The organism is Bacteroidota bacterium, assembly GCA_037133915.1.
Classification (GTDB): domain Bacteria; phylum Bacteroidota; class Bacteroidia; order Bacteroidales; family CAIWKO01; genus JBAXND01.
This window is the reverse complement of record JBAXND010000010.1, coordinates 41,011-51,689: the sequence shown is the minus strand read 5'-3', so window position 1 is coordinate 51,689 and position 10,679 is coordinate 41,011. Positions and strand designations below refer to the sequence as shown.

Here is a 10,679-nt window from a genome sequence, read left to right as displayed (position 1 = left end):
AATATTTGTTCAGCTATTTAAGGGCGCAAAATGAAAAGTAACAAATGAATGATTTTTTAACATCTTTATTATACCATGCACAATCACCGCTCATCTTCAATTCGGTGTTGTTCATACTTTTGTTCACGCTGTTTTATGTGGGATATGTGTTCGTTTATAATGATGTCCGCAAACGCAATACGCTGTTATTGATTTTCTCGCTGTACTTTTATTATAAGATAAGTGGGCTTTATGTGATATTACTTGTGTTGATGGGCACATCCGATTTTTTTATCGGCAAAGCCATGTTCAGCAGCACAGTCGATTCTAAACGAAAACTGCTGCTATTTTTGTCGCTGTTTATAAATATCGGGTCACTGATATTTTTTAAGTATACCAACTTTTTTCTGAATTCATTGTTTGGCGCGGCAGGACAGGGCGAATCGCCCATACTGTTGAACCTTATAATGCCCCTGGGAATTTCATTTTACGTTTTCAAAACACTATCTTATATTTTAGATATTTACCGTGAACGAGCGGAAGAATATGAAAAGAGCTGGCTCAATTATCTGTTGTTTGTTTCATTTTTTCCGAATATTCTCGCAGGTCCCATTTCAAAATCGCGCGACTTACTGCCGCAGTTCAGACAGAAGAATGAACTCACCAATGAGCTCATTGGCGCCGGATTATTCCTGATACTGGTTGGAGCATTCAAAAAAATATTCATCGCCGATTTTCTGGGCGCAAACCTTGTTGACCGCGTATTTGATTCGCCGGAATATTTCACCGGTTTTGAAGGACTGATGGCAACTTATGGCTATACGGCTCAGATTTATTTTGATTTTTCCGGTTATACCGATATCGTGATAGGGCTGGCCTGCCTGATGGGATTCAGGGTAGAGCCCAACTTCAATAAACCATTTCTTGCAACCAATGTTGTGGATTTCTGGCGCCGCTGGCATATGACGCTTTCCGGATGGCTCAATGAATACGTGTTTTACCCGTTATCATACAATTTAAGAAGCTACAAAAAGCGCGGTATCGTAATCGGCGTTCTTATCACATTTTTTATTTCCGGATTGTGGCACGGACCGGCATGGACTTATATTCTGTGGGGCATCAGCCATGGCATTGCCATTGCATGGACCATGACAACCGGCGACGCTTTTGCAAAGCTTGGTAAAACAATTCCAAAATGGTTGTACCGCTTTCTGAGCATCATTATTACCTTCCATTTTCTTACGTTCTCAATGATATTATTCCGCGCACCGGATTTGAACGGTGCATGGAAAATGTACACACTCATATTCACAAAATTTGATATCAGTGTGGCGGCACAATGGGCACAACTATACATGAAGCCATTGATAATTCTGATACTTGCCTACGTGCTTCATTACCTTCCCATGAAATGGATTAACTTTTTCAAAGGCGTTTATGTGAAGATGCACTGGACCGTGAAGGCGCTCATCGTAGTACTGGCAATTCTGTTCATTTATCAGGCATACAGCTCCGATGCACAACCCTTCATTTATCTGGAGTTCTAATTTTTTTCCGAGATATAATTTTCTGACATTGAATTATTATGTCATTCATTTTTTCTCACGCAAAGGCGCAAAGGCGCAAAGAATTCTCATGTCCCTTTTTTACCCATGACAATTAACTCATGTCCGTTTTTTGCTGTTTTTTGGACATGAACCAAATTCAGTCATTGAGCCTGCCCGTCCGTTCAGGCGGGCCTGTCGAAATGCCGAATTGCTGAATTTTCAAATTGACAAATTGTTCACTGTTCACTGATTTTACGCAAAGGCGCAAAGAATCCTCATGTCCCTTTTTTACCCATGAAAGCCAATAATTCTAAAGATTGATTTGTTATTTTGCGGAAACCACCAGAATTGACGGTGCGTAGTTAATCCAGTCTTCGTTTCGTTGTTTTGCCTTATTCCAGTATTGCATGCTTACAATGATCAACTCTGTACCTTCCGGAACGGTACTATCATTGATGCTGGCTACTACGCGGCGGATGCGTGTTGCATTATGTTCATTACGGATTCCCCACAGACCGGAATCTTTTTCCAGTAAATTATGTTTATCCAGAATTACTAATTCATTTTGTGGATCGGACATGAAGTGCGCCAGAATGGCTGAGATATACTGTTCGCTCAGGTCGTCTATAATTAAACTTGCTTTATGAATATTGTTGAATCCACGGTCAATAAGAACAGCTACCGGGCATACAATATCTTCGGCCAAAAATCGCACCTTACCGCCGGTTTCTTCGTGAGAGAATAATTGTCGCGAGCTTCCTACAAGCATGAGGTTGAACTTGCCGCTGTTGGCAAACTGTATAATCTCACGACTGACATCGTTCGTTGAGCGATATTCTGTTTTTATCTCCGTATCCAGACTGCGCGCGGTTTCTACGATGGGTCGGAATCCTTCAAGTTCAAAAACGCGTGCTTCATTCATGGATATATCTGCCGACGGCGAAAGATGAAGCGCGGTGATTTTATTTTTCGGACCATTCTTCAGCCCAAGCTGAACGGCAAGTTCGAGCAGGCGGCTGCCGGAACGCGGCGACCCGAATGAAATCAGCAGGTGGTAGGCCATGCCGGCCATTTTATTCAAACGTCGTTCTTTTCTGTTCCAGAAAAATTCAATAGTATCAATAGCCGGACCGGTCATGAAGGTTGTTGTGAGCGCCATGATTACAAGCATGGTGAATATCTCGGGATTCAGAATACCGAGCTCGTAACCGATGTTCAATACCACCATTTCCATCAGTCCGCGGGTGTTCATCAGCGCTCCAATGATGAGGCTGTCTTTCCAGGGTTGCCCCGTCATCTTTGATGTAAGTGCGCTTCCGAGAAACTTCCCGACAACGGCAACAAGAATAATAATAGCGCAAACACCCCACAAATGGCCTGAGTTCAGCAATCCGACCTGTGTGCGCAAACCTGTGAACACAAAGAAAAGCGGAAGCAGCAGCACGAGGCTTACGTCTTCCAGCTTTTGAGCCAGAATGTGCCGGAATTGCGTTTTGGACGGGATAATGACACCTGCCAGAAAAGCACCGAACAGCGCATGAATGCCAATCAGTTCAGCTAAATAACTTGAAAGAAAAAGAATTCCAAATATAAGCGCAACTATCGGTTTGCTGATGGTTTCACGTGACATATAATGAATGGCGACCCTGTTCAGCAGGGGTCGTACGGCATACAGCATGAAGGCTACAAAAATTACGGAAAGTGCGATGGTCATCAGCGCACCGGTAATCACGCCCGCTTTTACGATGGCTATCACAATGGCAAGGATGCACCACGCCATAACATCGCCGGTAGCTGCGCTGGTTAGCGCCATTGTGCCAATAGAACTGCGTGCCATACCCCGTTCAAGTACTATGCGTGCAAGTACAGGAAATGCCGTAATGCTCATACTTATACCCAGAAATAGTGCGAATGCTGTAAATGAAATGTTGGCCGGCGCGAATTCTTGATAAATGAAGAGAGCCAGTCCTGTGCCCAGAAAGAAAGGTATAAGTATGCTGGCATAACTGACAATGGCAGCATCGGCGGCTCTCTTGCGAAGCACTTTTAAATCAAGTTCCATACCCACAATGAACATGAAGAGAATCAATCCTATCTGACTCAGGAACTGTAAATTTTTCAGCGACTCCAATGGAAACACAAATGACGAGAATCCCGGAATGAGTGTTCCCAGCAACGATGGCCCGAGCACAATACCTGCAATGATTTCACCAATCACGCTGGGTTGGCGTATCATTACCATAAGACGTCCCAGAGCCCTGGCAACAATCAGAATGAGCAGAATTTGTAAGATAAGAATGGAAAGGGGGTGCTGCAGATTTTCTTTGAATCCTTCAATAACGGCAGGAAAACCATGAGAGCCGGGAGAATTTTCTATTATCCGTGTACTAGTTACTTTGCCTGTTTCCTGTGCTTGTCCATGAACAAACACCTGCCACATCAGCACTCCGAAAAGTGCAATAGTAACGATGTAAAACAGCGTATTTCTGCCTGTTTTCATAACCGTGGCTTATACGCTTGCAAAAATAAACAAAAGGAAGCTTCGCACTGCAAAACTTCCTTTTAGTGTTAAATTAATGGATGTATTAAGCGCCGGGCGTCATCGGATTTACAAATACCCGGGCTTTCAGTTCGCGGTCCAGCATCAGCAAACCTTCTCCTTTACCGCCAATGAGCTTAAGCTGCTGAAGAATAGCCGTTGCATTGGCTTCTTCCTCCACCTGTTCTTTTACAAACCATTGCAGGTGATTGTTTGTTGCGTGGTCGCGTTCTTTCAAAGCAAGGTCAACCAGATTGTTGATTAATCCGGTAACTTTCAGTTCATGTTTGAGAACAGCGGCCATCACATCCAACGGGCTTTTCCATGATGAGTCAGGTTTGTCGATAGCGCCCAGAGTAATCTTAGCGCCGCGATCTTTCATATAAATATAGAACATCATCGCGTGAGCGGCTTCTTCCTGAGCCTGAATCTCCATCCAGTGCGCAAATCCCACCAGATTCGCTTCATTCAGGTAGGCGGCCATTGAGAGGTAAAGGTATGATGAATAAAATTCTGCGTTGATTTGTGTATTCAGCGCATCTTCCATTTTTTTGCTTAACATAATTCAATCTCCTTTTTTTATTGATATTTCGTGTAAAATTACGAAAATAAGCATACGAATCCCAATAAAATCATGATGATTTTGGTCAACAGAAATTATTAATATGCAAGCAACCAGGATTACTTACATTTAGCATCTGCGTTGGATTTGGCGCTGCTGCTGCCAAGCTCGGCACCTTTTTTCCAGTCGGCGCAAGCACCCGCTTTATCGCCTTGAGCTTCTTTCACCATTCCGCGATAGAACCATGCATCAGCCATATCGGCTTTAATAGAAATTGCTTTGTCGAAATTCTCGAGAGCTTTAACATAATCCTTGGCATCTTCAAAATCAATGCCCAGTTCAACGTAAGCGCTGGCATTGTTAGCATCAAGCGAAATAGCTTTATTGAAATCTTCGCTTGCCTTATCAGCCATTTTTAATAATTTATATGATTTGCCGCGATACACATACACGGGAGAATTGGACGGATTGAGTTCAATATACTTTGTGAAGTTGTCGACCGCACCCTGATAATTGGCTCCGTTATGAAAGGTAATGCCACGGTCGAGATACGCTTCTGCAAGTTTAGGATTGAGCTCAATGGCTTTTCCGAAATCGGCAATCGCATTGCTTGCTTCGTCAAGTGAGCGCTCTGCAAGACCGCGACGGTAATAAGCGTCGGCAAAATCTGCTTTGAGCGTAATTACTTTAGTAAAATCACTTTTTGCCTCAGCAAATTTAGAGAGTGCCAGATATGCCATTCCACGGTTGAACCATGCATTGTAAAAATCCGGTTTCAGCTCAATGGCTTTTGAATGATCTGTAACAGCACCTTCATAATCTTTAACATTGAATTTGCAGATACCCATATTATCGAAAGCAAGCTGACTCTTTGGGTTGAGCTCTGCGTATTTTGTATAATCGGCAATAGCTTCGGTGTATTTACTGCTGAGCTGATAGGTTACGCCTCTTTTAAAATACGCTTCTTTGTAATCGGGTTTCAATGTAATGGCCTGCGATAAATCGGCAATAGCTTCCGTGAGTTTATTCTGATCTTTTTTCACCGAACCACGCTGAAAATAAGCGCTGGCATAATCAGCTTTCCATTCAATGGCTTTGGAATAATCGTCAACGGCTCCGGCAAGGTCTTTTTTAAATACTTTACAATTGCCCCTGAAATACCATGCTTCAGCTTTGTCGGCCTTAAATTCAAGTACTTTATTGAAGTCGTTGATGGCGTTATCATAATCTTCAAGTTTGATATACGCCTGACCGCGGTTAAAGAAAACATCTGTAAAATTCGGATACAGCTCAAGCGCTTTTGTATAACTCTCAATGGCGCCTTTATAATCTTTGGCAGTGAATTTCTCATTGCCTGTCTTGGCATATTCTTCAGCTGTTTGAGCGCCTGCAAATCCAAAAAATAAGCACATAATCACCAGTGCAAAAACAAATTTTTTCATGTTTTGTATCCGTGTTATTGTTAATAATAAAGTACTCTTGTTCCGGTATTTTTCTCAGTATTTTCCGCGTGGCTTCCGGAAGCGCCAAATTACACGCAGAAACAAAATCCTTCACTGCATTCGTATCGTCAGATTCTTAACTGAACGGCAGCGAAGGCGAAATATTGCTTTCCCGCTACGGAGAAAACTGCTGCAAGATAATAATTTCTTTGAAATGAGCCCACGGCGTTTTAGTATTGTCCGATGATGCTGATTCTTATCAGCGGAGCAGTACGCACAATACATAATGTAACGAAAATATTTTTACCTTTACGAAAATTAACAGCCATGGTGTATCTCACCCGCAGGGAACATTTCAATGCCGCACACCGTCTTTTTCGTCCCGATTATTCGGATGAAAAAAATCTTGAAGTGTTTGGCAAATGCTCTAATCCAAACTGGCATGGCCACAATTATACCCTTTTTGTTACCGTAAAAGGTCCGGTTGATGCGGGTACGGGTTTCGTAATGAACCTGCACCGCCTGAGTGAGATTATTCATGAGCGCGTACTTCAACACATGGATCATAAAAATATCAATATTGAAGTGCCGTTTATGAACGGTCGCTTGGCTTCCGCCGAAAACATCGCTATTGCAATCTGGGAACAACTTGAAACCGATGTGAAAAATGAAAATGCCATACTTCACTGTGTGAAGCTTGAGGAAACCGAGAACAACAGTGTGGAATATTACGGAACACAGAACACAGTTTTGCAAGTAAATTAAACTAAAGAACTATTTAAAATGGAACTGAATAAGCAGATGGCACAGGACAACAAAATGGATGATTACGAACGCGTTGATACTTACAATCCTGAAAGTATTAAAAACCTCGCCGCTCACTATACCGAAGTTCTGAAGCTGGTGGGCGAAAATCCGGAACGGGAGGGATTACTGAAAACGCCCGAACGCGTGGCAAAAGCAATGCAGTTCCTTACGCACGGCTACGACCTGAATCCTGTTGAGATTTTACGGTCGGCCATGTTCAAAGAAGATTACCGCCAAATGGTTATTGTAAAAGATATTGAGATTTATTCCATGTGCGAGCATCATATGCTGCCATTTATAGGTAAAGCTCATGTTGCCTATATTCCCAATGGATACATTGTAGGGTTGAGCAAAATTCCGCGGGTGGTAGATGCATTCGCGCGCAGGCTTCAGGTGCAGGAAAGGCTTACCACACAAATAAAAGACTGCATTCAGGAAACCCTGAAACCCTTGGGCGTCGCCGTTGTTATTGAAGCAAACCACTTGTGTATGATGATGCGGGGTATTCAAAAACAGAACTCCGTAACCACAACTTCTGATTTTACCGGAGCATTCCTGATTGACAAAACACGGCAGGAATTCCTGCATCTGATAAGCTCAAAACTGCATTGACAGATAGTATATTGAGATTAATAATTATTCCCTAACCCCTAACCCCGATTCCCTGAATTATGATTATCGATGATTCTCTGATGAAAGATGCGCTGGCCACATTGCGGAAATGGTGCGCCATACAAGAACGCTGTCAGCAGGAATCTTTTTTTAAAATGCGTAAACTTGGCTTGACGGCAGAGCAATCGGAACAGGCAATTGGTCAGCTTATTTCTGAGGGGTTTATCAATGAAGAGCGCTTTGCGCGGACGTTTGCGCGGGGTAAGTTTCGCATAAAAAAATGGGGCAGACGCAAGATTTTGTTCGAGCTGAAAAAGAAGAAAATTTCCGAATACTGCATACGGCGGGCCTTGCAGGAGATTGATGGAGGCGACTATCAATATACACTGAATGAACTAATCCGTAAAAAATCAAAAGATATTAAAGACGGGGATTTACATGTCCGCAATCGGAAACTGGCGTCGTTCCTGATATCCAAAGGTTTCGAGTCTGAATTGGTGCGCGAAGCCTTACATGCCGATGAGGAATAGGAGAGACGATAGTAATAAACACAGACTTTTTACGCTGCCATTTTTCATTCATCCAATATTGTCTATCTTTGCCCTTTCAATAAATAACCCCCACCATGATCTATAAAGAGTCTATCAATGACCTCAACAGAAGGCTTGACGACCTGAGGAGGTTTCTTTGACGTTGATGCCAAACTGCAACAAATAGCCGAAGAAGAACTTCTTACGCAGCAACCCGGTTTCTGGGACGATTCTAAAAAAGCCGAACAGGTACTCAAAGGCCTTAACATCAAGAAAAGCTGGACTGACGGATTTACGCAGGCAAAAGCCGCATTCGACGACCTAGTGGTTATTTTCGATTTTTTAAATGAAGGCGAAGCCACCGAACAGGATGTTGAAAAACAATACAGCATCGCTCTGGCACAACTCGAAAAACTCGAGTTTCGCAAAATGCTCAGTGGCGAAGAAGACCGACTGAGTGCTATCGTAAATATCAATCCGGGAGCCGGCGGCACCGAAAGCCAGGACTGGGCGCAGATGCTTATGCGTATGTATGTGCGCTGGGGCGAACGCAACAATTATAAAGTTAATATCATCAGCGAGCAGGAAGGCGAAATTGCCGGTATTAAATCTGCTTCCATAGAATTTGAGGGCGAATTCGCCTTTGGCTATCTTAAAGGAGAAAACGGCGTTCACCGCCTTGTGCGATTGTCGCCGTTTGATTCTGCCAACAGACGGCACACATCATTCGCTTCTGTTTATGCCTATCCGGTTATTGATGACAATATCGTTATTGAAGTAAATCCTGCCGAAATTACCTGGGATACATTCCGCAGCAGCGGTCCGGGCGGGCAGAATGTAAATAAAGTGGAAACAGCTGTCCGATTGAAGCATAATCCCACCGGTATTGTTATTGAATGTCAGGAAACCCGCTCACAAATGCAGAACAAAGACAAGGCGATTCGCATGCTCAAATCGCAATTGTACGAAATAGAACTGCGTAAGAAACGCGAAAAGATAGACGAGATAGAATCCACAAAGAAAAAGATTGAATGGGGTTCGCAGATACGGTCATACGTAATGCATCCTTATAAAATGGTGAAAGACCTGCGTACAGGTGTTGAAACATCAAACGTTCAGGCGGTGATGGATGGCGACCTGGATGAGTTTACCAAAGCGTTTTTGATGGAGTTTGGAGGCTAAAAACAGACAACAGATTTCAGACATAAGACAATAGACAACAGCAGGCTGTATGTGTTTATTTGAAATAAAAAAGTCGTCCTTTTGAGACGACTTTTTATATTTTATCAAAACGGATTTCCGTAATATTATTTCCCGAAAATCATTTTGAAAAAGTCATTGAAAATGGCAAAACCCATGATGGCAAACAAAATTACCATGCCTACTACCTGAGCGCGTTCCATGAATTTATCGGAGAATTTTTTCCGCGTTACCATTTCAATCGTTGTGAAAATAACATGACCGCCGTCCAGAGCCGGTATCGGTAAAATATTCATGAATGCGAGCACCATTGAGAGCAGCCCGGTTATCATCCAGAAGCGGAACCAGTTCCAGGTGCCACCATAAATTTTGGCAATTCCGATAGGTCCCTGTATCGATTCACGGGCGCTTTCTTTGCCGCTGATTATTTTCCCCAGTCCGCGAACATTTGCCATTAAATTGCCCATCGCATCGGAAATGCCATATTTTACCGCTGCAAAAAACGAATAGTCTTTCAACGCATAAGGCATTTTGCACAAAATACCGATGTATGCGGTAGAATCCAGAGCCAGCTTGAGTGTTACCGTATCTTTACCGCGCAGTACTGAAAGCGGAATCGTGCCTCCTCTGTGATTCCAGGCCTGCTCACGCAAATTCCCGTAACAGGTAACAGGAGTAGAGTCAACGGAAAGTGCAATATCACCTTTTTTAAGACCTGCAATTTTAGCGGGACTTATTTTATATGTTTTTTCATTGGTCCAAAGGGTGTCCAGAATACTGTCAACAACGCAAGGAAAGTTTTGCGCGTCGATAAAATAATCGCGTATGCCTTTGCTGTAGGTTTTATAAAAATCGCCGGGTATTTTAATATCTACAGGTTTGCCGGCACGTTCAACGGTTATGGTAGCACCGAGCAACACATTGGTTGCCGTAACATCTTTAAACCGTTCAATTGGATCGCCGTTCACAGCAAGAATTTTATCGCCTGTTTCAAAGCCAAGTTTGCGACCGGTTTCATATGCATAAACCCCATTTGCTACATTTGCATTGGGAAGGTATTGTTTTTCGTAATGCATGATAATACCTGTGAAAATAATCATGCCTACGATAAGGTTCATTACCACACCGGCAATCATTACGATGAGCCGCTGCCATGCAGGTTTTGACCTGAATTCCCACGGCTGCGCCGGTTCACTTAGTTTTTTGGTGTCGAGTGATTCATCAACCATACCGGCAATTTTAACATAACCGCCAATAGGAAGCCATCCGATACCAAATTCTGTCCCGCCAATTTTTTTATGAAAAAGGCGAAAACCCCATGCATCAAAAAATAAATAAAATTTTTCAACCCTGATTCCAAATGCCCTGGCTGCAAGAAAATGTCCGAGTTCGTGCAAAATAATCAGTAATGAAAGGCCCAGAATTAGCTGGGCGGCCATGATTAAACCTGTCATATTCGTT

Annotated in this window: 9 protein-coding genes; 5 read left to right on the top strand and 4 right to left on the bottom strand. The window is 43.0% G+C overall.

Going from position 1 to position 10,679, the window contains the following annotated elements:
• Positions 1-44 precede the first annotated feature (44 nt).
• Positions 45-1,526 carry an MBOAT family O-acyltransferase gene (locus WCM76_05170; GenBank protein ID MEI6765011.1) on the top strand — a complete coding sequence of 494 codons (1,482 nt, stop codon included), beginning with the start codon at positions 45-47 and terminating at the stop codon, positions 1,524-1,526.
• A 325-nt stretch (positions 1,527-1,851) separates the two neighbouring features.
• On the opposite strand, the gene WCM76_05165 is transcribed toward WCM76_05170, so the two are convergent.
• From WCM76_05165 to WCM76_05155, 3 genes are all read right to left on the bottom strand, one after another.
• The gene (locus tag WCM76_05165) at positions 1,852-4,026 is read right to left on the bottom strand and encodes a cation:proton antiporter (protein MEI6765010.1); all 2,175 of its coding nucleotides are present in this window, start codon (positions 4,024-4,026) and stop codon (positions 1,852-1,854) included.
• Between the two features lie 85 nt (positions 4,027-4,111).
• A complete protein-coding gene (locus WCM76_05160) occupies positions 4,112-4,627 on the bottom strand; it encodes a ferritin (GenBank protein MEI6765009.1) in 516 nt (171 codons plus the stop codon).
• A gap of 119 nt (positions 4,628-4,746) precedes the next feature.
• Entirely contained in the window at positions 4,747-6,069 is a 1,323-nt protein-coding gene (locus WCM76_05155) for a tetratricopeptide repeat protein (protein ID MEI6765008.1), read from the bottom strand.
• A gap of 243 nt (positions 6,070-6,312) precedes the next feature.
• Here WCM76_05155 and WCM76_05150 point away from each other — a divergent pair, with 243 nt between their 5' ends.
• The 4 genes from WCM76_05150 (at position 6,313) to prfB (ending at position 9,200) form a co-directional block, all read left to right on the top strand.
• On the top strand, positions 6,313-6,834 hold the full coding sequence (locus WCM76_05150; GenBank protein MEI6765007.1) for a 6-carboxytetrahydropterin synthase: 522 nt from the start codon (positions 6,313-6,315) through the stop codon (positions 6,832-6,834).
• An 18-nt stretch (positions 6,835-6,852) separates the two neighbouring features.
• The gene (gene folE, locus WCM76_05145) at positions 6,853-7,488 is read left to right on the top strand and encodes a GTP cyclohydrolase I FolE (GenBank protein ID MEI6765006.1); all 636 of its coding nucleotides are present in this window, start codon (positions 6,853-6,855) and stop codon (positions 7,486-7,488) included.
• Positions 7,489-7,547: 59 nt separating this feature from the next.
• On the top strand, positions 7,548-8,018 hold the full coding sequence (locus WCM76_05140) for a regulatory protein RecX (protein MEI6765005.1): 471 nt from the start codon (positions 7,548-7,550) through the stop codon (positions 8,016-8,018).
• 95 nt (positions 8,019-8,113) lie between these two features.
• Positions 8,114-9,200, top strand: a protein-coding gene (gene prfB / locus WCM76_05135) for a peptide chain release factor 2 (GenBank protein ID MEI6765004.1) whose coding sequence is annotated in 2 segments (ribosomal slippage) — positions 8,114-8,176 and positions 8,178-9,200 — 1,086 coding nt in all. Because the reading frame shifts where the segments join, the coding sequence is not laid out codon by codon here.
• Between the two features lie 125 nt (positions 9,201-9,325).
• On the opposite strand, the gene rseP is transcribed toward prfB, so the two are convergent.
• Complete coding sequence (rseP, locus tag WCM76_05130) at positions 9,326-10,672, bottom strand: RIP metalloprotease RseP (GenBank protein ID MEI6765003.1); 1,347 nt, start codon at positions 10,670-10,672, stop codon at positions 9,326-9,328.
• Between the last annotated feature and the right edge of the window lie 7 nt (positions 10,673-10,679).

Bases quoted from the DNA above. Each gene is read 5' to 3' on its own strand.
- WCM76_05170 (MEI6765011.1), top strand. From the start codon at position 45: ATGAATGATTTTTTAACATCTTTATTATACCATGCACAATCACCGCTC.
- WCM76_05165 (MEI6765010.1), bottom strand. From the start codon at position 4,026: ATGAAAACAGGCAGAAATACGCTGTTTTACATCGTTACTATTGCACTT.
- WCM76_05160 (MEI6765009.1), bottom strand. From the start codon at position 4,627: ATGTTAAGCAAAAAAATGGAAGATGCGCTGAATACACAAATCAACGCA.
- WCM76_05155 (MEI6765008.1), bottom strand. From the start codon at position 6,069: ATGAAAAAATTTGTTTTTGCACTGGTGATTATGTGCTTATTTTTTGGA.
- WCM76_05150 (MEI6765007.1), top strand. From the start codon at position 6,313: ATGATGCTGATTCTTATCAGCGGAGCAGTACGCACAATACATAATGTA.
- folE (MEI6765006.1), top strand. From the start codon at position 6,853: ATGGAACTGAATAAGCAGATGGCACAGGACAACAAAATGGATGATTAC.
- WCM76_05140 (MEI6765005.1), top strand. From the start codon at position 7,548: ATGATTATCGATGATTCTCTGATGAAAGATGCGCTGGCCACATTGCGG.
- rseP (MEI6765003.1), bottom strand. From the start codon at position 10,672: ATGACAGGTTTAATCATGGCCGCCCAGCTAATTCTGGGCCTTTCATTA.